Raw genomic sequence first — 22,816 nt, forward strand, 5'->3', positions numbered from 1 at the left:
TAAGAGTCATCGCGACTCTCCCCAGATCCTCCCGAAGGAGCACCGACATGCGCGCACCGCGCCTGCTGGCCGCCGCCGCGGCGGCCACCGTCCTCGCCCTGTCCCTGACCGCGTGCGGCAGCGACTCCGACGAGGACGCGACGTCCGAGGGCTCGGACGCCCCGGCAGCGGCCGACGCCTTCCCCGTCACCATCGAGCACGTCTACGGCGAGACCACGATCGAGGAGAAGCCCGAGCGGGTCGCCACCGTCGCCTGGGCCAACCACGAGGTGCCCCTGGCGCTCGGCGTGGTGCCGGTCGGCATGAGCAAGGCGACCTGGGGCGACGACGACGGCGACGGCGTCCTCCCCTGGGTCGAGGACAAGCTCACCGAGCTCGGCGCCGAGACCCCGGTGCTCTTCGACGAGACCGAGGGCATCGACTTCGAGGCCGTCGCCGACACCCAGCCCGACGTGATCCTGGCGGCGTACTCCGGCATCACCCAGGAGGAGTACGACACCCTGAGCAAGATCGCGCCGGTCGTCGCCTTCCCCGAGATCGCGTGGGGCACGTCGGTGCAGGACATGGTCCTCATCGAGAGCAAGGCGCTCGGGCTCGCCGAGGAGGGTGAGCAGCTGGTCGCCGACCTCGACGCGCAGGTCGCGGAGTCGTACGCCGCGCACCCGGGCCTGGCCGGCAAGAGCGTGATGTTCAGCTACATCGACCCCAACGACCTCAGCCAGGTCGGCTTCTACACCACCCACGACACCCGCCCGGGCTTCATGGCGAGTGTCGGCATGGCGATGCCGAAGGTGGTCGAGGAGGCCTCGGCCGAGACCGAGGAGTTCTACGTGACGCGCAGCTCCGAGAACCCCGAGGACTTCGCCGACGTCGACCTCTTCGTCACCTACGGCGACACCGACGGCAAGCTGGTCGGCCAGATCCAGGGCGACCCGCTGCTCTCGAAGATCCCGGCGGTCGAGGCCGGCGCGATCGCCACCCTCGAGGACTCCAGCCCCCTCGCCGCGTCGGCGAACCCGTCGCCGCTCTCCATCCCGTGGGGCATCGACGAGTACTTCGACCTGCTCGAGGCGGCGGCAGCGAAGGCGTGACCACGACCCTCGTCCGCGCGTCGTCGCCGACCGCCGCCCGCCGGCGGTCGGCGACGACCCGTCTCACCTGGGTCCTGGTGGCCCTCGTCGCGCTCGCCGTCGCGTGCGTGGCATCGGTCGCACTCGGCGCCCGGATCGTCGGCTGGAGCGACGTCGTGCACGGGCTCACCGGCGGCGAGGACACGATCGGCCAGGCCGCAGTCGCCAAGCGGATCCCGCGCACGCTGCTCGCGATCCTGGTCGGTGCCGCGCTCGGCGTGGCCGGCGCGGTGATGCAGGGCGTCACCCGCAACCCGATCGCCGACCCGAGCATCCTCGGCATCACCTCGGGCGCCTCCCTGGCCGTCGTCAGCGGCATCACGATCCTCGGGCTGTCCGCCCCCACCTCCTACATCTGGGTGGCGATCGCGGGCGCCGCAGGGTCCGCGGCGTTCGTCTACGCGATCGGCTCCGTCGGGCGCGGCGGCGCGACGCCCCTCAAGCTGGCGCTCGCCGGCGCCGCGACGACCGCCGCCTTCAGCTCCCTGATCAGCGCGATCCTGCTCCCCCGCGTCGACGTCATGAACGTCTACTGGCACTGGCAGATCGGCGGCGTCGGCGGCGCGACGTACGCGCGGATCGCCCAGATGCTGCCGTTCCTGGTGGTCGGCGCGATCGTGTGCCTCGCGGCGGCGCGCGGCCTCAACGCCCTCGCCCTGGGCGACGACGTGGCGGCGGGCCTCGGCGAGCGGGTCGGCACGACCCGGCTGCTCGCCTTCGTCGGCGCGGTGACGCTGTGCGGCGCCGCGACCGCCGTCGCCGGCCCGATCGCGTTCGTCGGCCTGGTCGTGCCCCACGCGTGCCGGCTGCTCATCGGCATCGACCACCGGTGGCTGCTGCCGTTCGCCGCCATCACCGGCGCGACCCTCCTCACCGTGGCGGACGTCGTCGGCCGCGTGGTCGCGCGGCCCGAGGAGATCGACGTCGGCATCATCACCGCGTTCGTCGGCGCCCCGGTCTTCATCTACATCGTCCGTAGGCAGAAGGTGCGTGCCCTGTGACCACGGTTCTCGACCGGCCCGACGCCGTCGCCCGCGTCGTCCACGGCCGGCGCCGCCGGCGGGTCCGTCGTACGGCGGTCGTCGCCGTCCTGGCCGTCCTCGTGGTCGCCGTCTACGCGCTCAGCCTGATGGTGGGCAACACGTTCTACGGCCCCGGCGAGGTCTGGGACGTGGTCCGCGGCGAGACGGTCCCCGGGGCGTCGTTCACCGTCGGCGAGCTGCGGCTGCCGCGCGCGACGCTGGCCCTGCTGACCGGCGCGGCGTTCGGGCTCGGCGGCGTCACCTTCCAGACCATGCTCCGCAACCCGCTCGCGTCGCCGGACATCATCGGCATCAGCTCGGGCGCGAGCGCCGCCGCCGTCATCGGCATCGTGGTCTACGAGCTCGGCGCGACCGCCGTCTCCTTCGTCGCGATCCCAGCCGCGCTCGGCACCACGCTGCTGATCTACGTGCTCGCCTACAAGGACGGCATCGCGGGCACCCGGCTGATCCTCATCGGCATCGGCGTCGACGTGATGCTGCGGAGCGTGATCGCCTACGTGCTCATGCGCGCCGCGGTCTGGGACATCCAAGCCGCGATGCGCTGGCTCACCGGCAACCTCAACAACGCCTCGTGGGAGTCGGTCCGCCCGCTCGCGGTGGCGATGGTGCTCGCCGTCCCCGTGCTGCTGACCCAGGCCCGCAGCCTCTCCCTGCTCCAGCAGGGCGACGACTCCGCGACCGCGCTCGGCGTCCGGGTCGAGCGCACCCGGCTGGTCGCGATCCTGGCGGCCGTGGTGCTGATCGCGTTCGCGACGGCGGCGGCCGGCCCGATCGCGTTCGTGGCCTTCCTCGCCGGCCCGATCGCGGCCCGGGTCGTCGGCGGCGGTACGTCGCTGATGGTGCCCGCCGCGCTCGTCGGCGCCCTGCTCGTGCTGAGCGCCGACCTCGTGGGCCAGTTCGCGTTCGAGAACCGCTACCCCGTCGGCGTCATCACCGGTGCGCTCGGCGCGCCGTTCCTGCTCTACCTGCTCATCCGCACCAACCGGGCCGGAGGATCACTGTGACCGAGCACCACACCCTGCAGGCCGAGGACGTCACCCTTGCCTACGGCGACCGCGTCGTCGTCGACTCCTTCGACCTGGTCGTGCCGCCGGGCCGGATCACGGCCATCGTGGGCGCCAATGCCTGCGGCAAGTCGACGCTGCTGCGGGCGATGTCGCGCCTGCTCGAGCCGGTGGCCGGCCGGGTGGTCCTCGACGGCAAGGACCTGCACCGGCTGCCGACCAAGCAGGTGGCGCGCACGCTCGGCCTGCTCCCCCAGTCGCCGATCGCACCCGAGGGCATCGCGGTCGCCGACCTCGTCTCCCGGGGCCGCAACCCCCACCAGGGGATGCTCTCGCGCTGGACCGCCGAGGACGACGCGGCCGTCGCCGAGGCGCTGCGGATGACCGACACCCTCGAGCTCGCCGACCGGCCCGTGGACGAGCTCTCCGGCGGCCAGCGCCAGCGCACCTGGATCGCGATGGCGCTCGCCCAGCACACCGACATCCTGCTGCTCGACGAGCCGACGACGTTCCTCGACGTCAGCCACCAGGTCGACGTCCTCGACCTGCTCACCGACCTCAACCGCCAGCGGGGCACCACGATCGTGATGGTGCTGCACGACCTCAACCTCGCCGCCCGGTACGCCGACCACCTCATCGCCGTCCGCGCCGGCCGGCCGCACGCGGCCGGCGACCCGGCCGAGGTGCTCACCGCCGAGGTGGTGCGCGACGTCTTCGGGATGGACAGCAAGGTGATCCCGGACCCGGTCTCCGGCAAGCCGATGGTGCTGCCGATCGGACGGCACCACGCGCTCGCTCCCCTCAGCGCGGTCGACGGCTGAGGTCGAGGTAGCCGATCATCCTGTTCAGCAGGTCGCTCGCCCGGTGCAGGTCCGGCGATGCGCCCGACTGCTCCTCCTCCAGGAGGGTCAGCGCGCCGGGACGCCAGCCGGGACGGTAGTCGTCGGCCAGGCTCGCGGCCACCCGGCTCGCGTCGCGCACGACCTCCGGGTCCACGGACCACATGGCGTCGAAGCGGCGTCGCGCGCCCAGGGACTGGTCCTGCCCGGGTCGCTCGACCGCGACCAGGCACGCCCGCAGGTCGGTGGCGTCGCACACGACCGCCCACTCGCGGTTGAGCGCCGCGCCCTCGGGCACCGCGACCTCGATGGGCCGACCAGGCTCGACCTCGGCGTACGGGGTGGCGTGGTTCGCGAACACGACGGCGGCCCGGGCAGTCCGGGCCAGCTCGACCCAGCGCGCCCGTGAGGCGTCGAGGAACTCCGTGCGCTGGAAGCTGCCGAAGATCAGCGGCTCCTCGGCCCGGGCGCAGCACTCGTCCTCGATCGCATGGCTCAGCGCGACGAGGCTCGACTTCGACAGGACCTGCGAGGTGAGCGACGGGTGCCGGCGACGGAGCTCGGCATAGATCGACCGCGCGCGCGTCGACTCGGTGGAGATGCGCCGGACCGCGACCTCGAGCGCCAGGCCCGCGTCGCGGTGCCGCAGCACCTCGCGCACCCGGTCGACGTCCGACTCGGCGTACCGGCGGTGTCCGCCCGCCAGGCGCGCCGGCGTCGGGAAGCCGTAGCGCGCCTCCCAGCTGCGCAGCGTCGCGGCGGGCACGCCGGTCCGCTGGGCGAGGTCGCTGATGGTCAGCGGATGGCTGGGACCAGGACGAGTCATATATCCTCCGCACACTGCCTAGTTTTCTGCAGAAGTCTTGCATAGATTTGATCCGACCACGCCCGACTCGAGGGAGACCGACCGTGAGCTCACCCCATCCCGACGAGGCGCTGCTCCGGCTCCTCGACGACGGCCACGCCCGCGCGGTGGCGACCGGACCGGCGCAGGTCAGCCTCTGGACGGCGGTGCGGGTCGCCGCCGACGGCGGGAAGCGGTTCCGGCCGGCCCTGGTCGTGGCGGCCCACGACACGCTCGGTGGAGGTCGGCCGGAGGCCGCGGCCGAGGTCGCGGCCGCGGTCGAGCTGCTGCACACGGCGTTCGTCATCCACGATGACGTCATCGACGGTGACGACGTGCGCCGCGGCCGCCTGAACGTCAGCGGCACCTACTCCGCCCAGGCGATCGCAGACGGGGCCGCCGCCGACGACGCGGCGGGTCTCGGCCGGGCCGCCGGCATCCTGGCGGGCGACCTCGCGCTCGCCGCAGCGATCCGGGCCGTCGCCACCTGCGGCGCCCCGCCCGACGTCGTCCACCGCCTGCTCGACCTGTTCGACGACGCCCTGCACACCACCGCCTGCGGAGAGCTCGCCGACGTGCGCCACGCCCTGCACCCGGGCACCGCCGACCTGCAGGACAGCCTGCGGATGGAGGAGCAGAAGACCAGCATCTACTCCTTCGCGCTGCCGCTGCAGCTCGGCGCGGTGCTCGCCGATGCGGACGCGACCACCACGGCGCGCCTCGGCGACGCCGGGCGCCTCCTCGGGGCCGCCTTCCAGCTGCTCGACGACCTGCTCGGCGTGTTCGGGGACCCGGCCCTGACCGGCAAGAGCACCACGGGCGACCTGCGCACCCGCAAGCAGACCCCGCTCCTGGTGCACGCCTCCGCGACCCCGGAGTGGGCCGACCTCAGCGGGTACGTCGGCAGGGACCTCACCTCCGAGGAGCTGGTCGAGGCCCGCCGGCTCCTGACGGCCTGCGGCTCCCGCGCGTTCGTCGAGGAGATGATCGAGGCCCGCCTCGCCGAGGCCCGGGCGATCCTGGAGACGCTGGACGTGGCGGACGGGCTGCTGCCGGTCGTGGACGCCTGCGTCCCGGTGTCCGCGCCCGGCGACGAGGTGGCGGCGTGACGGCCCTGGTCGTGGGCCGGCGGGCCCGCACCCTCTACGACGAGGTCTCCGAGGCCAGCGCCGCGATCGTGATCCGCCGCTACTCCAGCTCCTTCGGGCTGGCGTCCCGGCTGCTCGCCAGGCCGGTGCGGACCGAGGTGTGCAACGTCTACGCTCTCGTGCGCGTCGCCGACGAGATCGTGGACAACCCGGACGTCACGCTCGAGCGCGATGCCCGCGATCGGATGCTGACCGCGCTGCAGGAGGACGTCCACCAGGCGCTGCGGACCGGCTACAGCGCCAACCTCGTCGTGCACGCCTTCGCCCGCACCGCCCGCGACTGCGGCATCGGGGCCGACCTGATCGACCCGTTCTTCGCGTCGATGCGCATGGACCTCGACGTGACGGTCCACTCCCGCGAGACCTTCGACCGGTACGTCTACGGCTCGGCCGAGGTCGTCGGGCTCATGTGCCTGCGAGTCTTCGTGGTCGAGCGGCAGGCCGGCGTGCGGGACCGCGACTACGAGCGGCTCGCCCCCGGGGCGCGGCGGCTCGGCGCCGCCTTCCAGAAGCTGAACTTCCTGCGCGACCTCGCCGAGGACCACGACACCCTCAGCCGTTCCTACTTCCCCGGGCTGCACGTCGACGGCCTCACCGACGAGGACCGCGACCGCATCCTCGACGACATCGACGCCGACCTCGACGCGGCCGCCGCGGTGATCCCCGGCCTGCCGCCGAGCAGCCGCCGGGCCGTGCTGGCCGCGCACGCCACCTTCGCCGAGCTCGCCGGGCGTCTCCGGGGCACCCCCGCCGCCGAGCTGCGGCGTACCCGGGTCCGGGTCCCCGACGCCGTGAAGCTGCGCCTCGCGGCCCGGGCGCTCTACGGAGGCCGTGCGTGACCGCCTTCCTCCGAGAGCCGGGCGCGTCCGCGCCGCCGTCCGGTCCCGACTCGCGCCGGGTCGTGGTGATCGGCGGCGGCATCGCCGGTCTGGCCACCGCCGCGCTGCTCGCGTCGCGCGGTCACAGCGTCGACGTCCTCGAGAAGAACGCGGCCCTCGGCGGCCGGGTGGGCAGCGTCGAGCGGCACGGGTTCCGCTTCGACACCGGCGCCTCGTGGTACCTCATGCCCGAGGTCTTCGAGCACTTCTTCGCGCTGCTCGGCACCTCGGTCGAGGCCGAGCTCGAGCTGACGACGCTCGACCCGAGCTACCGCGTGTTCTTCGAGGGGTACGACGAGCCGATCGACGTCCGGCCCGACCGCGCCCACAACCGCGCGCTCTTCGAGGCGCTGGAGCCGGGGGCGGGCCGGCGCTTCGACGACTACCTGCGCTCCGCGGACGAGACCTACGACATCGCCCTGCGCCGGTTCCTCTACACCAGCTTCGACTCCCCCTCGGCCCTGCTGACCCCCGACGTCGTACGCCGCGGCCCGCGGCTCGGCCGGCTGCTGACCCGCTCGCTCGAGCGCCACGTCGCCGGCCGGTTCACCGACCACCGGATCCGGCAGGTGCTCGGCTACCCGGCCGTGTTCCTCGGCTCCTCGCCGAGCCGGGCGCCGAGCATGTACCACCTGATGAGCCGCATGGACCTCGGCGACCGCGTGCTCTACCCGCAGGGCGGGTTCACCCGGCTCATCGAGGTCGTCGCCGCGCTCGCCGAGCGCCACGGCGCCCGCCTGCACACCGACGCGCCGGTGACCGGGATCCTCACCGACACCGGTGGCCGCCGGGCGCGCGTCACCGGGGTGACCGCGACCGTCGACGGGGCACCGCGGACCTTCGACGCCGACGTCGTGGTCGGCGCCGCGGACCTGCACCACGTCGAGACGGCGCTGCTCCCGGCCGGGCTGCAGACCCACCCCGAGCCGGCGTGGGCCGACCGCTCCCCCGGCCCCGGCGCGGTGCTCGCGATGCTGGGCGTCGAGGGACGCCTGCCCCAGCTGCCGCACCACTCACTGTTCTTCACCTCCGACTGGGGGCAGAACTTCGGCGACATCTTCGGCGCCGAGGCCCGAGTCCCCGACCCCGCGTCGGTCTACGTCTGCAAGCCGTCCGAGACCGACCCCACCGTCGCGCCGGAGGGCTGCGAGAACCTCTTCGTGCTGGTGCCGGTGCCCGCCGACGTCGAGATCGGCGGGGGCGGCGACGACGGGCAGGGGTCCGCGTTGGTGGAGCGGACCGCCGACGCCGCGATCGACCAGGTGGCGGCGTGGGCCGGGGTCCCCGACCTGCGCGACCGCATCCGGGTGCGGCACACCGTCGGCCCCGCGGACTTCGCCCGGCAGTACAACGCCTGGCGCGGCGGTGCGCTGGGTCTCGAGCACACGCTGCGCCAGAGCGCGTTCCTCCGCCCCGGCAACGCCTCGGCCAAGGTCGACGGCCTGCTCTACGCCGGTGCCAGTACGGTTCCCGGCGTGGGTCTGCCGATGTGCCTGATCAGTGCGGAGCTGGTGCTCAAGCGGCTCTCCGGCGACCGGTCGGCCGCACCGGTGCCCGGATGAGCGCCGAGCACTGGTCCTACGTCGGCATGCTGGTCTTCTGCCTCGTGGGCACGCTGCCGCTCGTGGTGGTGTTCCGGCTCCGCGTGCTGCACCAGCCGGTCCGGCTGCTGCTCACCGTGCTCGCCGCCGGGACGCCGTTCCTCCTCTGGGACCTCTACGCCACGGCGGCCGGGCACTGGTGGTTCGACGCGGACCAGACGCTCCCGGGGCGGCTGGCCGGGCTGCCGTGGGAGGAGGTCGCGTTCTTCGTGGTGATCCCGCTCGTGTCCGTGCTGACCTACGAGTCGGTCCGCGTGGTCCGTGCCCAGGGCGGCCTGCGCCGCACGGAGGCGCGATGACCTACACCGCGATCGCCGTGGTCGCCGTGCTGGCGGCCGTCGTGCTCGACCGTTGGGTCGCCCGCACCCGGCTGACGAGCACGCGGACGTGGTGGTCGGCGTACGGGATCATCGTGTTCTTCCAGCTCCTGACGAACGGCTGGCTGACCGGCCGTGGCATCGTCCGCTACGACCCGGACACGATCCTGGGCAGCGGCTCGATCACGTTCGTCGGCGACGGGCGGCTGCTCTTCGCCCCGGTCGAGGACCTGGCCTTCGGCTTCGCGCTGGTGCTGACCACCTGCGTGGTCTGGGTGCGCCTCGGAGCCCGAGCCGAGGAGCAGGCGTGAGGCCGACCGACATCGGCGTCCCGGGCCCGACCGCCCTGGACATGGCGCGAGCGTTCCGCTCGGTGCGAGCCGACCCGCTCACGTTCCTGGGCGAGGTCGCCGCGACGTACGGCGACCTCGTCGCCTTCCCGGTGCCCGGACCTCCGGCGCTCCTGCTCAACGACCCCGCCGACGTCCGGCGGGTGCTCCAGACCTCCGCGCGCAGCTGGGGCAAGCAGACGGTGCAGTACGCCGCACTCGCGCGCGTCACCGGGCCAGGACTGCTGGCCTCCTCGGAGCCGAGCTGGATCGAGCACCGCCGCCTGGCGGCGCCCGCGTTCCACCACCAGCGGCTCGACGCGGTCGCGGGCCAGGTGCGGGCCGCGGCCGACGCCGCGATCGCCGCCCGGCTCGGCCCGTCGTTCCACGGCGGCCTCGTCGACGTCGCGTCGCTCGTGCACCGGATCGGGCTCGACGCGGTCGGGCGGGCGCTGTTCTCGGCAGACCTCTCCGACCACGCCCAGCGGCTGCTCGACGCGACCAGCGACGCGGCGGGCCTGGTGGTGCGGCTCGGCCGGTCGGTGCTGCCGACGGCGTCCTGGGCGCCGACCCCCACCAACGTGCGGCTGCGCTCCACGCGGCGCCGCCTCGACGGCATCTCCGCCGACCTCGTCGACCAGCGCCGACGGCGCGGGGTGGCGTCGGACGCCGACGCCTACGGCGACGACCTGCTCGGCCTGCTGCTGGCCAGCGGCCTGAGCGACGCGGAGATCCGCGACGAGCTGGTGACCATGGTGATCGCCGGTCACGAGACCGTGGCGGCGGGGCTCGCCTGGACGCTGATGCTCCTGGCGGAGGACCAGGCTGCCCAGGACCGGGTGCGCGCCGAGGTCGCCGCGCACCCGGGACCGGTGTCCCTGCTCGGTCATCGCGAGACGATGCCGTGGACCCGAGCCGTGGTCGACGAGTCGCTGCGGCTCTTCCCGCCGGCCTGGGCACTGTCGCGGCGGGCTCTCGAGGCCGACGTCATCGGCGGCCGCGAGGTGCCGGCCGGCACGCTCGTCATCGTGAGCCCGTGGCTGGTGCACCGGCGCGCCGAGTCGTGGCCCGACCCGCTCGCCTTCCGGCCCGAGCGCTTCGTCGGCGCCGGCGGCGCGCCCCCGGCGTACCTGCCCTTCGGCCGGGGCCCGCGCCTGTGCATCGGCCGGGAGTTCGCGCTCGGCGAGATGGTGGTCGTGCTGAGCCGCCTGCTCGCGTCGTACCGCCTCGAGGTGCCCACGGGCTGGCGCCGACCGGCGGCGCAGGCGCAGGTGGCGGTGCACCCCGCCGGCGGCATGCCGCTGATCGTCCGCCCGCTGGCCGGAGGTGCGCATGGCTGACGTCGTGGTCGCCGCCCTCCTGCTGGTCGGGCTGGCCGCCGCAGCGTGGCTCACCCGCGACCTGCGGACCCTGCCGCGCACCGCGGCCCGCCGGCCCGACGCCGCGACGGTCTCGGTCGTGGTGCCGGCCCGCGACGAGGCGGCCACGCTCCCGGCACTGCTCGCGTCCCTCCAGCAGCTCTCGTTGCACGAGGTCGTGGTCGTCGACGACGACTCGCAGGACGCGACGGCCCAGGTGGCGCGCGCCGGCGGCGCGACCGTGCTGCCGGCCGGAGAGCCGCCGGGCGGGTGGACCGGCAAGGCCTGGGCCTGCCACGTCGGCGCCCGGGCGACCGACGGTGAGCTCCTGCTCTTCCTCGACGCCGACACCACCGTGACGCCGGACGCGCTCACCGGCCTGCTGGCGGTCCACGACGGGTACCCCGGGCTCGTGTCCGTCCAGCCGTTCCACGCCGTCGTCCGGCCCTACGAACAGCTGTCCTCCTACTTCAACGCGGTCTCGATCCTCGCCAGCGGTGTCTTCCGCCGGCACCCTCGCGGGCGGCCGATGGCCTTCGGACCCTGCCTGCTCACCTCCCGCGCGAGCTACGAGCGCGCCGGCGGGCACGCGGCGGTCCGGCACGAGGTCCTCGACGACGTCCGGCTGGCCGCGGCCTACGACCGGGCCGGGCTGCCGGTGCGGTGCGCGATCGGCGACAGGTCGGTGCGCATGCGCAGCTACCCGGGCGGGTTCCGGCAGCTCGCCGACGGGTGGACCAAGAACTTCGCGTCGGGCGCGTCGGCCGCGACACCGGTGCCGGCCCTGGGCGCGGTGGCCTGGGTCAGCGCCCACCATGCCGTCGCCGTGGGCACGTCGCTCGCCGTGGCCGGCGCGCTGACGGGGCGCGACCTCCCGACGGCCCACGGTCACCCCGCCCTCTGGGCGCTGGCGTGGGTGCTGGTGGCCTGCCAGCTGAGATCCGTGCTGCGTCGGCTCGGCTCCTTCCGCTGGTGGACCTGGGCGCTCTTCCCGGTCCCGCTGCTCGCCTTCGACCTCGTGTTCGCGCGGTCCCTGGTGCGGACCGTCGTGCGTCGGTCGGTCCGCTGGCGCGGCCGCGAGGTGCGGCTGGGCGACCGCGGCTCGGTCGAGGAGCGCGCCTGATGTTCCAGCTCCTGATGCCGCAGACCGCGACGATCATCGTCGACATCGCCGCGTGGGGCGCCTTCCACGCCCTGACGGGCTACGCCGCGCACCGGCTCGACGACAGCCGCCTCGAGCGCGACGGCTGGCTGCTGCGCCAGCGGGCGTTCGAGGACGGCGGTCGGTGGTACCGCCGGCGACTCCGCATCCACCGCTGGAAGGACCGGCTGCCGGAGGCGGGCGCGCTCTTCGCCGGCGGGATCAGCAAGCGCCGGCTCCCGGCGTACGACGCCGCTGGTCTGGCCGTGTTCGCCCGCGAGACGCGGCGCGCGGAGCTCTGCCACTGGTGGGCGATGGCGTGCGGTCCGCTCTTCGTCCTGTGGAACCCGCCGCTCGCCGCCGCGCTGCTCATCGCCTACGGCGTCGCGGTGAACCTGCCGTTCATCGCGATCCAGCGCTACAACCGGTTCCGCATCGACGCCCTGGCCGGACGGTTGGCGGCCCGATGACCTCGCGCACCGCGGACCCGGTCACCGAGCGCTCCGAGCACGGCCCGGTCGCCCAGCTGCTCATCGCCTGGGCGCCGTTGAGCGCGATCCTGGTCGCCTACGCCGTCGCCCAGTGGATCAGCGCCCCGCTCGCCGGCGGCCGTGAAGGCGACGTCAACCGGCTGGGGTTCGCGCTCCACGTCGCCGGGCCTGCGTCCGTCGACGAGGCGGTCTTCGGCGTGCTCCCCTCGGCGTGGCTGCAGGAGCGGCTCGTCGACGGCTCCACCCACTGGTACGACGCCGTCGCGGCTCTCGTCTACGCCACCCACTTCGTGTCGATCCCGCTCATCACGGCACTCGTGTGGTTCCGGATGCGCGACCGCTTCGCGGCGTGGTTGACCGCCGTCCTGACGTTCACGCTCGTGGGCGTGACGGTGTACGTCGCCTACCCCGCCGCGCCGCCGTGGCTCGCCTCCGACCGGGGCGCGGTCGCCGAGGTCGACCGGATCTCCCGCTTCGGGTGGCACTACCTGCAGCTCGACCCGATCGCCCGCGTCAGCGCGATCGGCCAGGGCGACAGCAACCCCGTGGCCGCGATGCCCTCGCTGCACGCGGGGGCGGCCCTGCTCGTCGCCGGCTTCCTGTGGCCGGCGGTCAACCGCTGGTGGCGGACCTCCCTGCTGGCCTACGTCGTCCTGATGGCCCTCGCGCTCGTCTACACCGGCGAGCACTACGTCGTCGACGTCGTCGCAGGATGGCTCACCGCCGGCATCGCCCTGGTCGCGGCTGCAGCCGCGCGCCGCCGTACCCCGACCGCAGCACCAGCCCACGTGGAGGAGATGACCTGATGGAGACCCAGGACCTGGTGGTGCTGCTCGACGACGACGGGCAGCCGGTCGGCACCGCGCCGCGCGCCGGGGTGCACACCGACAGCACACCGCTGCACCTCGCCTTCTCCTGCTACGTGCGTGACGCCGCCGGCCGCGTCCTCGTCACCCGCCGGGCGCTGGCGAAGCGGACCTGGCCCGGCGTCTGGACCAACTCGTTCTGCGGCCATCCCCGCCCCGCGGAGGAGATGGTGGACGCGATCCACCGCTATGCGGCCCACGAGCTCGGCACTGCCGTCCGAGACGTCGAGTGCGTGCTGCCGACCTTCCGCTACCGGGCCGTGGACGCCAGCGGCGTGGTCGAGAACGAGCTGTGCCCGGTGTTCGTCGCCACGCTGGACGGCGACCTGCAGCCCAACCCCGCCGAGGTCGCCGAGCACCAGTGGGTCGCCGCCGACGACGTCCTGGCCCTGGTGGCCACCGCACCGTGGGCCGTGAGCCCGTGGCTGGTCGCGCAGATCGAGGAGATCGGTCCCCACGACCGACTATTTCGCAAAGAATCGGCCAGCAATGCGCTCGATCGGCTCCGATGAGGGATGCTGGAGGGGATGAGTACTCCAGCACGGCCACGACGCCACCTGGCCACGAGCCCCTTCCAACCGGATCCCGAGCCGGTCATCGAGACGTTCGAGGTCGGCGACCTCGTGTCTCACGACGCCTACGGGATGGGCCGCGTGACCCACGTGGACGCCAACGCCGTCACGGTCGACTTCGGGTCTCAGACCCTGCGCATCGGCAGTCCGTACGCCAAGATGTCGCGGATCTGACGGGTCCTCAGCCGACGAAGATGCAGAACGGGTGCCCGGCGAGATCGCCGAGCACGTAGAGCGGCTCGTCCTCGTCGTCGGTGCGGTCCAGCAGGACCCGGGCGCCGAGCGTGAGAGCCCGGTCGCGGTGCCGCTCGAGCGCGGCGACGTCCGGCACGGTGAAGTCGAGGTGCAGCTGCATCGGGACGTCGTGCTCCGGCCAGGTCGTCGGCTCCAGCCGCTCGACCTCCTGGAAGGCCAGCACCCGGCGCCCGTCGTCGTCGACCAGCACCAGCCAGTCGGCGTCGTCCGGACCCTTGGCCGGCGGCTCGTCCCCCGGCCGGTACCGCAGGCCGAGCAGCTCGCGGTAGAACTCCGCGAGCCCGCGGACGTCGGTCGTGTCGAGCACGGTGTGCAGCAGGCGCGGGTAGTCGCTCATGGCCCGCCCTTACCCAGTCAGCCGACCGCCGACTCCACCGCGCTCGCCACGTCGAGCAGGAATCGGTCGCGGCCGTGCGCCGCGACCAGCTGGATTCCGACCGGCAGGCCGTCGGTGGTGTGCCCGAACGGCACCGAGATCGCGGGACAGCCGGTGACCGTGATCAGGTACGCCGCGCGCATCCAGTCGAGGTAGGTCTCCATCGGCCGGCCGTTGATCGACGCCGGGAACTCCTGGTCGGCGGGGAACGGCGGGACCTGCGAGACCGGCAGCACCAGCACGTCGTAGGACTCGAAGAACTCGCGCATCCGCTCCGACAGCGCCGTGCGCTGGGCGTAGGCCCGGGCGACGTCGGCGCCGGTGAGCCCCTCGCCGGCTCGGATGTTGTCGGCCAGCGACTGCTTGAAGGCGTCGGGGTGCTCGGCGAGCAGCCGGCCGAACCTGGCCTGGAAGTGCCAGGCGCGCAGGGTGCGGAACGTGTCGTCGGCCTCGGTCAGCACCGGGTGCGCATCGGCCACGTCGTCGAAGATCGAGGCGGCCGACGCCACGACCGCCGCCACCTCGTCGTCGACCTCGAAGGCCCCGCCGAGGTCGACCGACAGCGCCACGCGCAGCCCGGCGAGCGAGCCGTCGAGCGGTGGCGCGAACGCCGAGCCCGGGTCGCCGAGCGCCTGGGGGGCGCGCGGGTCGGGGCCGGCCAGCACGCTCAGCAGCAGCGCGAGGTCGCCGACGTTGCGCGCCATCGGGCCGCCGACGGACGTGGTCTCCCACTGGTTGTAGAGCGGCCACTCCGGCACCCGCCCGAGGCTCGGCCGGAGCCCGACCACCCCGCAGAACGACGCGGGGTTGCGCAGCGACCCGCCCATGTCCGAGCCGTCGGCGAGCGGCACCATGCCGCTGGCGAGGGCACAGGCCGCACCGCCGGACGACCCGCCCGCCGACCGGGTCGGGTCGACCGGGTTGAGGGTCGTGCCGAAGACCCGGTTGAACGTGTGGGACCCGGCCGCGAACTCCGGCACGTTCGTCTTGCCGATGGTGACCACGCCGGCCCGGCGTACCCGCTCGACGAGGAGGTCGTCGCGGTCGGGGACGTGGTCGGCGTAGAGCACCGAGCCGTACGTCGTACGCCAGCCCGCCACGGCGTGGGTGTCCTTGAACGCGAACGGCAGGCCGTGGAGCGGGCCGACCTCGGCCCCCGACGCGAGCGCCCGGTCGGCCTCGGCGGCACCCGCGCGGGCGCGCTCCTCGTCGAGCGACACGATCGCGTTGAGCTGCGGGTTGCGCTCCGCGATCCGGTCGAGGTGCAGGTCGAGCAGTTCGCGCGCGGAGATGTCCCTGCGGCGCACCGCCGCCGCCATCTCCCGCGCGGTCGACGCCACGGTCAGGTCGCTCACGGTCGGCGCCCCCCGGACATCTCAGGCTCTCCTGTCACTTCTCGGCCGTTGCAACGCCTGAGAAGTGACGGGATCACCGGTGCACCGGTGATCCCGCCGCCGCCCGCCACCCCCGATCACCGCCGCCCGAACAGCCGCCCAGCGACGACGCCGAGCACCACGAGACCGGCACCCACGGCGATCCCCTTGAGGAAGTCGTCGCGGGAGGAGGCGGCCGCGCGGGCGGGGGCGGTGTAGACCTGGCCACGCACCTCGGGGGCGGAGTCACCGACGACCGACAGCTGCGGGACGAGGCCGTCCGGGCCGGGCACGGCCCCGCTCGGGCCGCCCTGGCCGATCGCGTCGGCGACGTTGTCGAAGAACTCCCCGGCCATCCGCTTGGAGACGCTGGTGAGCATCCGCTGGCCGACCCCGCCGACCATGCCGCCGACGACGGCGTCGGCCTCGTAGTCGATCTTGGTGACACCGGCGTCGGCCTCGCCGAAGTAGACCTGCACGGTCGCGTCGATCGTGCCGGGCGCGCCGGCGCCGGTCAGCCGCATCACCAGCGACTCGTGCTCCTTGAGGTCCGACAGCGAGCACGAGCCCTGGTAGGTGCCCTTGATGGCGGCGACGCCCGCGGTGACGGTCATGTCGTAGGCGTTGTCGCCGGTCGGCACCAGGCGCTCGCACCCCGGGATCGTCGCGACGAGCACCCGCGGGTCGAGCAGCGACTCCCACACCATCTCGACGGGGTACTCGATGAGGTTGGAACCGATGATCTTCATGAGGTCTGCTCCTGGCCCTGGGATTCGCGGAGGTGGAAGAGCTCCGACGGCGAGATCGGCATCGCCCGGATCGTGAAGTCTGGCAGGCGCCCGCGCTCGGCGTCCTCGACCGCCGCGGCGAAGACAGCGGCCGACGGGATCACGCCCGCCTCGCCGGCGCCCTTGATGCCGAGGGGGTTCAGCGGCGACGGCGTCTCGAGGTGGTCGATGTCGATGCCGTCGGGCACCTCGGTGACGTAGGGCATCAGGAAGTCCATGAACGACGCGTTGAGCAGCTGCCCGGACTCGTCGTAGGCCATCCGCTCGTAGAGCGCCCCGCCGACGCCCTGCGCGACCCCGCCGTGGATCTGCCCCTCGACGATCATCGGGTTGATGAGGTGGCCGCAGTCGTGGACGACGGCGTACTTCAGGATCGTGATCTCGGCGGTCTCGGGGTCGGTCTCGACGATCACCGCGTGCATGCCGGAGGCGAACGTCGCGCGCTCCGGGGAGTAGAAGTCCTTGCCCTCCAGGCCCGGCTCGTCGTCCTCGGCCACCGGTGGCTTGCCCGGGTCGCCGATCGAGAACTGCGTGGCGGCCTTGGACTTCTCGTCGAAGGCGTAGCGAAGCGGGTTCGAGAGCACCGACACCGTGCCCAGGTCGATCGAGGTGCCCGGCGAGCCCTTGACCGACACGACGCCGTCGACGATCTGGAGGTCCTTCTCGTCCGCCTCGAGCGCCTCCGCGGCGATCCTGAGCACCTTCTCCTTGGCCCGCTTGGCCGCCAGGTGGATCGCTGAGCCGCTCATCACCGCGGCGCGGGACGCGAACGTGCCCACGGCGTACGGCATCCGGCGGGTGTCGCCCGTGACGACCTCGACGTCCTCGAAGGAGCACCCGAGCTCGTCGGCCACGAGCTGCGCGAACACCGTGGCGTGGCCCTGGCCCTGCGTGGTCAGGCCGGTCGCGACCTTGACCTTGCCGTTGGTCTCGATGTGCACGTGCGCGCCCTCGTAGGGGCCGACGCCGGTGCCCTCGACGTAGCAGGCCAGGCCGATCCCGACCTGCCGGCCCTCGGCGGCCATCTCGGCCCGGAACGCCGGGAACTCGTCCCAGCCGACCAGCGCCTTGGTCTTCTCGAGCATCGCCGGGTAGTCGCCGGAGTCGTACTCCAGCTCGCGGCCGTCCTGGAAGACCAGGCCCTGGTCGAAGGGGAACTCGTCGGGCTGGATGAAGTTCACCGCCCTGACCTCCGCCCGATCCTTGCCGAGGTAGTCCGCGATCGCGTCCATCGTCCGCTCCATCGCGTAGCAGCCCTGGGGGCGCCCGGCGCCGCGGTACGGCGTGACCATCACGGTGTTGGTGTAGAGCGACTCGAACCGCACCCGGTAGCTCTGCGGCTTGTAGGGGCCGAGCAGCTGGGTCGAGGTGATGATCGGGACGATCAGGCCGTAGGGGATGAACGCGCCGTGGTCGTGCCAGAACTCGACGTCGAGGCCGTGGAGGCGGCCGTCGTCGTCGAAGCCGACCTCGATGTGCTGCACCTGCCCGCGCTCGTGGGCCGAGGAGATGAAGTGCTCACGCCGGTCCTCGGTGAACTTCACCGTGCGGCCCAGGGCGCGGGCGGCCATCGGGACCAGCAGCTCCTCGGGCCAGGGGTGGTTGATCTTGACACCGAAGCCGCCGCCCACGTCGGGCGTGATCACGTCGACCTGGCCGAGGTCGAGCCCCATCTTCACCGCGACGGCGGCCCGGACGCCGGTCGAGCTCTGCGTGGAGGTCCACACCTGGAGCCGGTTGAGGTCGGGGTCCCAGCGGGCGACGGTGCCGCGGCCCTCCATCGGCATGCACGCGCTGCGCTCGACGGTGAGGTCGAGCGCGAGCCGGTGCGGCGCCGCGGCGATCGCCGCCGGGGCGTCGCCGACCGACTGCTCCATGCGGGCGGCGACGTTGCCGGGCACGTCGTCGTGCACGAGCACCGCAGCGGCCCGGGCCGCCTCGACGCCGACGACGGGAGGCAGGAGCTCGTAGTCGACCCGGATCCGGCCGACGGCGTCCTCCGCGACGTAGCGGTCGTCGGCGACCACGAACGCGATCGCCTCGCCGACGTAGTTGACCTCGTCCTTGGCCAGCGCGTGCTGGGTGCGGCCGTGGGTCAGCGACGGGTGCGGGATCAGCAGCGGCAGCGGCTCGGCCATCTGCGGCGTGCAGGACGCGAGGTCGTCGTAGGTGTAGACGGCGTGCACGCCCTCGACGTCGAGCACCTCGGAGACGTCGATGTCCAGGATCCGGGCGTGTGCGTGCGGCGAGCGCAGCACCGCGGCGTGCAGCACGTCCTGCTCGACGGCCACGTCGTCGACGTAGCGGCCGAGGCCGCGCAGGAAGCGCTGGTCCTCGACCCGCTGGACCGCCTGTCCCATCAGCTTGGTCGTCATGAGCCCAGCTCCGCGGCGCGCTCGACGGCCTTGACGATGTTCTGGTAGCCGGTGCACCGGCAGAGGTTGCCGGCGACCATCTCGCGCGCCTCCTCGTGCGTCGGGGTCGGGTTCTCGCGCAGCCCGGCGGTGATCGTGGTCAGGAAGCCCGGCGTGCAGAACCCGCACTGGAGGCCGTGGCACTCGGCGAACGCCTGCTGGACCGGGCCCAGCGAGCCGTCGGGGTTGGCGAGCCCCTCGACGGTGGTGACCTCGGCGCCCTCGGCCGAGACCGCGAACATCAGGCAGGAGCGCATCGGCGCCCCGTCGACCAGGACCGTGCAGGCGCCGCACACGCCGTGCTCGCAGCCGACGTGCGTGCCGGTCAGCCGCAGGTCGTGGCGCAGGGCGTCGGAGAGCAGCCGGCGCGCGGGCACCCGCAGCTCGTGCGTCGCGCCGTTGACCATGAGGCGTACGTCGTGCAACTCCTCGCTCACATGCCCTCCCGAGCCGATCGAACCACCCGCGTGGTGATCACCCGCACCAGCTGGGCGCGGTACGCCGCGGTGGCGTGGATGTCGTCCATGGGCTCCAGCTGCGCCAGCGCGGCCTCGCCGAGGTCCGCGTCGTCCACGCCCGACAGGTCGACGACGGTCGGCACGTCGGACACCGAGAGGTAGCCGACCTTCACGCTCTCGCCTTCGACGAGCGCGGCCGCGCCGACGAGCGCGTAGTCGCCGTGCCGGCGGGCGATCTCCTGGAACGCCACCCCGGCCCCCGTGGCCAGGCCGGGGAAGAACGCCGAGACCGCGATCTCGTCCGGCGCGAGCGACGACTCGAGCGGACCCAGGTAGAGCTCGGACGCGGGGATCGTGCGGCGTCCGGCCGGCCCCTCGACCTCGAGGGAGCCGCCGAGCAGCGTGAGCACGACCGGCATCTCGGCGGCGGCGTCGGCGTGGACGAGCGAGCCGACGGTGGTGCCGCGGTTGCGGATCGTGGCGTGCGCGACGTGCGCGAGCGCCTGGGTGACCAGGGGCTGCACCCGGCGTACGTCGTCGGAGGCCAGGACGGCGGCGTGCCGCGCGAGCGCACCCACTCTCACACCGGACGCGCCGCCGTCCTCGACCGTGATGGTGTCCAGGCCCGGGATCGCGTTGATGTCGACGAGCATCGCCGGAGCGGCGAGTCGCATCGACAGCAGCGGCACCAGGCTCTGGCCACCGGCCAGCACCTTGGCGTTCGGCTCGCCGGCCAGGGCTGCCACCGCTTCGGCGAGCGACCCCGGCCGGCGATAGACGAACGGTGCTGGCTTCACAGCGCCTTGGTCACCTCATCGGCTCCCAGGTGGCTGCCCGTGCGGTTGTGGCCCCGGTTGACCAGGTGGAAGAAGACGATCACCAGGATCGTGCCGAGGGCGATGCCGCCCAGCTCGAAGTCGTCGGTGATCTCCAGGGTCACGCCGCCGATGCCGGCGATCATGCCGCCGGCCAGGCCGACCAGGTTGACCGGGTTGCCGAAGTCGACGCCGTTCTCGACCCAGATCTTCGCGCCGACCAGGCCGATCATGCCGTAGAGCACGATCGTGATGCCGCCGAGCACCCCGCCCGGGGTGGCGTTGACGATCGCGCCGAACTTCGGGCAGAGGCCGAGGAGGATCGCCACGATCGCCGCGACGTAGTAGGCCGCCGTCGAGTAGACCCGGGTCGCACCCATGACGCCGATGTTCTCGGCGTACGTCGTGGTCGGCGAGCCGCCGAACGCGCTCGCGAGCGCCGTCGCCATGCCGTCCGCGGCGATCGCCCGGCCCATGTAGGGGTCCAGGTCGTCGCCGGTCATCTCCGCGACCGCCTTGACGTGACCGGTGTTCTCGGCGATCAGCGCGATGACGCCCGGGAGCACCAGGAGGATGAAGGTCATCGAGAACGACGGGCCGTGGACGACGTCCACGCCGTCGGCGAGGGTGCCGCTCGGGAACCCGATCCAGTCCGCCTTGCTGACGTTGTCCCACGCCCACATGCGGTCGTGGTCGGTCGCCTCGGCGCCCAGGGCGGGCACGATCGAGTTGATGGACCCGAAGATCGCGTCGAAGAGCCACGACACCAGGAAGCCGAACACCAGGGCGAGCAGCACCGCGATGCGGGCCCAGAAGCCCGGGAACAGCGTCGCTGCCACCACCATGAACGCCGCGGTGAGCAGCGCGACCCACTGGTCCTGCGGCCAGTAGATGCCCGCGACGACCGGAGCGAGGTTGAAGCCGATCAGCATGACGACCGCACCGGTGACGGCCGGCGGCAGCACCTTGTGGATCGCGCTCGAGCCCGCGAAGTGGACGAGGATGCCGACCGCCGCGAGCACGAGACCCGAGACCAGGATCGCGCCCGTGACGTCGGCGGAGTCGCCACCCTGCGCACGGATCGCCGCGACACCGGCGACGAAGGACGCGCTGGTCCCGAGGTAGCTCGGGACCATGTTCTTGACGACCAGCAGGAACAGGATCGTGCAGATACCGGAGAACATGATCGCGAGGTTGGGATCCAGCCCCATGACCAGCGGGAACACGAACGTGGCCCCGAACATCGCGACCACGTGCTGGGCACCGACGCCCACGGTCTTTCCCCATGGCAGGCGCTGGCGAGGACCGACGGCCTCGCCGGGCTTGGGATCGACGACATCCCACTTGAACATCGACATGACAGCACACCCTTTCGGTGTCAGGACAGGCCCGAGTCCTGCTCAACCTAGTGAGAGCCATGACACACCTACGACGGCGACAAATGCCGAAGGAACGCCGTGCCGACTGGCACGAGTTGCGGCGCGTCAGCCGGCGATCTCCAGCACCCGGAGTGCCACAGCGACGTCGAGGCGCAGGTGCGGGTCGGTGGACAGCGGACCGAGCAGCCGCTCCAGCTTGGAGACCCGGTAGCGCATCGTGTTGTAGTGGAAGAACTGCACCCTGGCGGCCTCGGCCACGTTGAAGTTCGTGTCCAGCAGCACCTGCAGGGTCTCGCGCAGGTCGGCGGCCTCCGTGGTGTGCTCGGCCAGCGGCCCGAGCACGTCCTCGACGAATGCCCGCAGCTCGCCCGCGCCCTCGGCCGTGTCGGGGATCAGCGCGATCAGCCGGTGCAGCCCGAGCTGGTCGAACGACGTCGTCGAGCCGCCGCCGCGGATCCGCCGGCCGACCTCGACCGCGCGCCGGGCCTGCGCGTACGCCGCCGGCAGGTCCTCCAGCGACTCGGCGACCCGGCTCACGCCGACCGAGAACGACCGGCGACCGCCGCCCTTGTCGCCGGCGACGGCCTGGACCACGCGGGCGACGAGGTCGCCGTCGGGCAGCAGCGCGACGACCTCGGAGGAGAAGTCGACGGTCGGGATGTCCGGTGCGACCGACGCCGCCACCATCCGCCAGGCCGCCGAGAACCGCTCCTGCCACTGGCGGCGCTGGGCGCTCGACGCGGGCTCGTCGGACGGATCGATCTCGGCGACGACCACGACGACCGGCCGGTCGAGGTCCCAGCCGAAGGTCGCGGCGTGCTCCGCGACGTACGCCGGGTCCACCGCGCGCCGCAGCAGCAGGTCGCGCAGGAAGTCGCCCTGGTACTTGTTCTCGACCGCGGTGATGGCCTCCTCGCGGGTGATGAGCAGGGCCGCGACCGCCGCCGCGCGCTCCAGCGCGTGCACGTCGTCGGAGGTCACCGCGCCGTCGGCGCGCACGCAGACCAGCCGCGCCAGGTCCGTGCCGCCGGCCGCCACGCGGCTGGCGTGCGCGACGACGCCGTCGATGCGCTCCACCCGGATCCGGCCGGTGGGGTCCACGAGGTCGTGCGCCGCCAGCACCTCCTCGACGTCCGGGGTGAAGGCCGCGGCCTGGACGCGCCCGTCGGTCGACGTGAAGGCCACGCCGACCTCGAGCACCCGGCTGAGCTCGGCGGCGATGCCGCCGAGGTCGCCGCCCTCGAGCACGATCTGCGTGAGGCCCGTGTGCAGCGCGTCCACGCGGGCCAGGGCCGCGCTGGCGAGCTCTTCGCGGTCACCGCTTGTCAACACTTGCACCCCTTCGCCGGTCGCGTTGGCACGACCTCACATCCCCAAACGGTAATCGCCCCGGCTAG

General features: G+C 73.1%; 24 protein-coding genes. 15 read left to right on the plus strand and 9 right to left on the minus strand.

Annotation, left to right across the window (positions count from 1 at the left end; genetic code table 11):
* The first annotated feature begins 47 nt into the window (after positions 1 to 47).
* The 4 genes from HZF07_RS09145 to HZF07_RS09160 are packed head-to-tail and all read left to right on the plus strand — an operon-like array spanning position 48 to position 3,998.
* Entirely contained in the window at positions 48 to 1,091 is a 1,044-nt protein-coding gene (locus HZF07_RS09145; protein ID WP_157341084.1) for an iron-siderophore ABC transporter substrate-binding protein, read from the plus strand.
* Positions 1,088 to 2,131, plus strand: coding sequence for a FecCD family ABC transporter permease (locus tag HZF07_RS09150; protein WP_181644971.1), 1,044 nt, complete (start codon positions 1,088 to 1,090; stop codon positions 2,129 to 2,131). Before HZF07_RS09145 ends, HZF07_RS09150 begins: the two co-directional genes overlap by 4 nt.
* Positions 2,128 to 3,177 carry a FecCD family ABC transporter permease gene (locus HZF07_RS09155; RefSeq protein ID WP_181644972.1) on the plus strand — a complete coding sequence of 350 codons (1,050 nt, stop codon included), beginning with the start codon at positions 2,128 to 2,130 and terminating at the stop codon, positions 3,175 to 3,177. The genes HZF07_RS09150 and HZF07_RS09155 overlap by 4 nt, the downstream gene beginning before the upstream one ends.
* Complete coding sequence (locus HZF07_RS09160; RefSeq protein WP_181644973.1) at positions 3,174 to 3,998, plus strand: ABC transporter ATP-binding protein; 825 nt, start codon at positions 3,174 to 3,176, stop codon at positions 3,996 to 3,998. Before HZF07_RS09155 ends, HZF07_RS09160 begins: the two co-directional genes overlap by 4 nt.
* Here the strand turns inward: HZF07_RS09160 and HZF07_RS09165 are convergent.
* Positions 3,979 to 4,842 (minus strand): DICT sensory domain-containing protein, encoded by an 864-nt coding sequence (locus tag HZF07_RS09165; RefSeq protein WP_157341086.1) that lies wholly within the window; start codon positions 4,840 to 4,842, stop codon positions 3,979 to 3,981. The two genes, HZF07_RS09160 and HZF07_RS09165, sit on opposite strands and share 20 nt — an antisense overlap.
* 83 nt (positions 4,843 to 4,925) lie before the next feature.
* Here HZF07_RS09165 and HZF07_RS09170 point away from each other — a divergent pair, with 83 nt between their 5' ends.
* Genes HZF07_RS09170 through HZF07_RS09220 form a run of 11 tightly spaced genes read left to right on the plus strand, consistent with a single transcriptional unit; the run spans position 4,926 to position 13,735 of the window.
* Positions 4,926 to 5,969 (plus strand): polyprenyl synthetase family protein, encoded by a 1,044-nt coding sequence (locus tag HZF07_RS09170; RefSeq protein WP_157341088.1) that lies wholly within the window; start codon positions 4,926 to 4,928, stop codon positions 5,967 to 5,969.
* Entirely contained in the window at positions 5,966 to 6,847 is an 882-nt protein-coding gene (locus HZF07_RS09175; protein WP_198346371.1) for a phytoene/squalene synthase family protein, read from the plus strand. Before HZF07_RS09170 ends, HZF07_RS09175 begins: the two co-directional genes overlap by 4 nt.
* Positions 6,844 to 8,448: a phytoene desaturase family protein gene (gene crtI, locus HZF07_RS09180; protein WP_181644974.1), complete on the plus strand. Its 1,605-nt coding sequence runs from the start codon at positions 6,844 to 6,846 to the stop codon at positions 8,446 to 8,448. The genes HZF07_RS09175 and crtI overlap by 4 nt, the downstream gene beginning before the upstream one ends.
* Positions 8,445 to 8,786, plus strand: a complete 342-nt coding sequence (locus HZF07_RS09185; protein WP_157341090.1) for a lycopene cyclase domain-containing protein — start codon at positions 8,445 to 8,447, stop codon at positions 8,784 to 8,786. Before crtI ends, HZF07_RS09185 begins: the two co-directional genes overlap by 4 nt.
* Entirely contained in the window at positions 8,783 to 9,115 is a 333-nt protein-coding gene (locus tag HZF07_RS09190; RefSeq protein ID WP_157341092.1) for a lycopene cyclase domain-containing protein, read from the plus strand. The genes HZF07_RS09185 and HZF07_RS09190 overlap by 4 nt, the downstream gene beginning before the upstream one ends.
* Positions 9,112 to 10,473, plus strand: a complete 1,362-nt coding sequence (locus HZF07_RS09195; RefSeq protein ID WP_157341094.1) for a cytochrome P450 — start codon at positions 9,112 to 9,114, stop codon at positions 10,471 to 10,473. Before HZF07_RS09190 ends, HZF07_RS09195 begins: the two co-directional genes overlap by 4 nt.
* Positions 10,466 to 11,614: a glycosyltransferase gene (locus HZF07_RS09200; protein ID WP_157341096.1), complete on the plus strand. Its 1,149-nt coding sequence runs from the start codon at positions 10,466 to 10,468 to the stop codon at positions 11,612 to 11,614. The genes HZF07_RS09195 and HZF07_RS09200 overlap by 8 nt, the downstream gene beginning before the upstream one ends.
* On the plus strand, positions 11,614 to 12,102 hold the full coding sequence (locus HZF07_RS09205) for a glycosyl-4,4'-diaponeurosporenoate acyltransferase CrtO family protein (protein ID WP_157341098.1): 489 nt from the start codon (positions 11,614 to 11,616) through the stop codon (positions 12,100 to 12,102). Before HZF07_RS09200 ends, HZF07_RS09205 begins: the two co-directional genes overlap by 1 nt.
* Positions 12,099 to 12,929 (plus strand): phosphatase PAP2 family protein, encoded by an 831-nt coding sequence (locus HZF07_RS09210; RefSeq protein ID WP_157341100.1) that lies wholly within the window; start codon positions 12,099 to 12,101, stop codon positions 12,927 to 12,929. The genes HZF07_RS09205 and HZF07_RS09210 overlap by 4 nt, the downstream gene beginning before the upstream one ends.
* Positions 12,929 to 13,501: an isopentenyl-diphosphate Delta-isomerase gene (gene idi, locus HZF07_RS09215; RefSeq protein ID WP_157341102.1), complete on the plus strand. Its 573-nt coding sequence runs from the start codon at positions 12,929 to 12,931 to the stop codon at positions 13,499 to 13,501. The genes HZF07_RS09210 and idi overlap by 1 nt, the downstream gene beginning before the upstream one ends.
* A gap of 15 nt (positions 13,502 to 13,516) precedes the next feature.
* Complete coding sequence (locus tag HZF07_RS09220; RefSeq protein ID WP_157341104.1) at positions 13,517 to 13,735, plus strand: hypothetical protein; 219 nt, start codon at positions 13,517 to 13,519, stop codon at positions 13,733 to 13,735.
* Positions 13,736 to 13,742: 7 nt separating this feature from the next.
* On the opposite strand, the gene HZF07_RS09225 is transcribed toward HZF07_RS09220, so the two are convergent.
* The 8 genes from HZF07_RS09225 to HZF07_RS09260 form a co-directional block, all read right to left on the minus strand.
* Positions 13,743 to 14,153: a VOC family protein gene (locus tag HZF07_RS09225; RefSeq protein ID WP_157341106.1), complete on the minus strand. Its 411-nt coding sequence runs from the start codon at positions 14,151 to 14,153 to the stop codon at positions 13,743 to 13,745.
* 17 nt (positions 14,154 to 14,170) lie between these two features.
* Entirely contained in the window at positions 14,171 to 15,547 is a 1,377-nt protein-coding gene (locus HZF07_RS09230; protein ID WP_181644975.1) for an amidase, read from the minus strand.
* Between the two features lie 116 nt (positions 15,548 to 15,663).
* A complete protein-coding gene (locus HZF07_RS09235; RefSeq protein ID WP_157341109.1) occupies positions 15,664 to 16,314 on the minus strand; it encodes an SRPBCC family protein in 651 nt (216 codons plus the stop codon).
* Positions 16,311 to 18,728 carry an aerobic carbon-monoxide dehydrogenase large subunit gene (gene cutA / locus HZF07_RS09240; RefSeq protein WP_157341117.1) on the minus strand — a complete coding sequence of 806 codons (2,418 nt, stop codon included), beginning with the start codon at positions 18,726 to 18,728 and terminating at the stop codon, positions 16,311 to 16,313. The genes HZF07_RS09235 and cutA overlap by 4 nt, the downstream gene beginning before the upstream one ends.
* Positions 18,725 to 19,204 carry a (2Fe-2S)-binding protein gene (locus HZF07_RS09245; protein ID WP_309504674.1) on the minus strand — a complete coding sequence of 160 codons (480 nt, stop codon included), beginning with the start codon at positions 19,202 to 19,204 and terminating at the stop codon, positions 18,725 to 18,727. The genes cutA and HZF07_RS09245 overlap by 4 nt, the downstream gene beginning before the upstream one ends.
* Positions 19,201 to 20,022 (minus strand): FAD binding domain-containing protein, encoded by an 822-nt coding sequence (locus HZF07_RS09250; protein ID WP_181644976.1) that lies wholly within the window; start codon positions 20,020 to 20,022, stop codon positions 19,201 to 19,203. The genes HZF07_RS09245 and HZF07_RS09250 overlap by 4 nt, the downstream gene beginning before the upstream one ends.
* Positions 20,019 to 21,398 carry a uracil-xanthine permease family protein gene (locus HZF07_RS09255; RefSeq protein WP_198346372.1) on the minus strand — a complete coding sequence of 460 codons (1,380 nt, stop codon included), beginning with the start codon at positions 21,396 to 21,398 and terminating at the stop codon, positions 20,019 to 20,021. The genes HZF07_RS09250 and HZF07_RS09255 overlap by 4 nt, the downstream gene beginning before the upstream one ends.
* 126 nt (positions 21,399 to 21,524) lie before the next feature.
* A complete protein-coding gene (locus tag HZF07_RS09260) occupies positions 21,525 to 22,751 on the minus strand; it encodes a PucR family transcriptional regulator (protein WP_198346373.1) in 1,227 nt (408 codons plus the stop codon).
* Between the last annotated feature and the right edge of the window lie 65 nt (positions 22,752 to 22,816).

This window comes from Nocardioides agri (genome assembly GCF_013778305.1).
GTDB lineage: Bacteria > Actinomycetota > Actinomycetes > Propionibacteriales > Nocardioidaceae > Nocardioides > Nocardioides agri.

Bases quoted from the DNA above. Each gene is read 5' to 3' on its own strand.
- HZF07_RS09205 (WP_157341098.1), top strand. From the start codon at position 11,614: ATGTTCCAGCTCCTGATGCCGCAGACCGCGACGATCATCGTCGACATC.
- HZF07_RS09145 (WP_157341084.1), top strand. From the start codon at position 48: ATGCGCGCACCGCGCCTGCTGGCCGCCGCCGCGGCGGCCACCGTCCTC.
- HZF07_RS09165 (WP_157341086.1), bottom strand. From the start codon at position 4,842: ATGACTCGTCCTGGTCCCAGCCATCCGCTGACCATCAGCGACCTCGCC.
- HZF07_RS09185 (WP_157341090.1), top strand. From the start codon at position 8,445: ATGAGCGCCGAGCACTGGTCCTACGTCGGCATGCTGGTCTTCTGCCTC.
- cutA (WP_157341117.1), bottom strand. From the start codon at position 18,728: ATGACGACCAAGCTGATGGGACAGGCGGTCCAGCGGGTCGAGGACCAG.
- HZF07_RS09200 (WP_157341096.1), top strand. From the start codon at position 10,466: ATGGCTGACGTCGTGGTCGCCGCCCTCCTGCTGGTCGGGCTGGCCGCC.
- HZF07_RS09225 (WP_157341106.1), bottom strand. From the start codon at position 14,153: ATGAGCGACTACCCGCGCCTGCTGCACACCGTGCTCGACACGACCGAC.
- HZF07_RS09190 (WP_157341092.1), top strand. From the start codon at position 8,783: ATGACCTACACCGCGATCGCCGTGGTCGCCGTGCTGGCGGCCGTCGTG.
- HZF07_RS09210 (WP_157341100.1), top strand. From the start codon at position 12,099: ATGACCTCGCGCACCGCGGACCCGGTCACCGAGCGCTCCGAGCACGGC.
- HZF07_RS09235 (WP_157341109.1), bottom strand. From the start codon at position 16,314: ATGAAGATCATCGGTTCCAACCTCATCGAGTACCCCGTCGAGATGGTG.
- idi (WP_157341102.1), top strand. From the start codon at position 12,929: ATGGAGACCCAGGACCTGGTGGTGCTGCTCGACGACGACGGGCAGCCG.
- HZF07_RS09255 (WP_198346372.1), bottom strand. From the start codon at position 21,398: ATGTCGATGTTCAAGTGGGATGTCGTCGATCCCAAGCCCGGCGAGGCC.
- HZF07_RS09220 (WP_157341104.1), top strand. From the start codon at position 13,517: ATGAGTACTCCAGCACGGCCACGACGCCACCTGGCCACGAGCCCCTTC.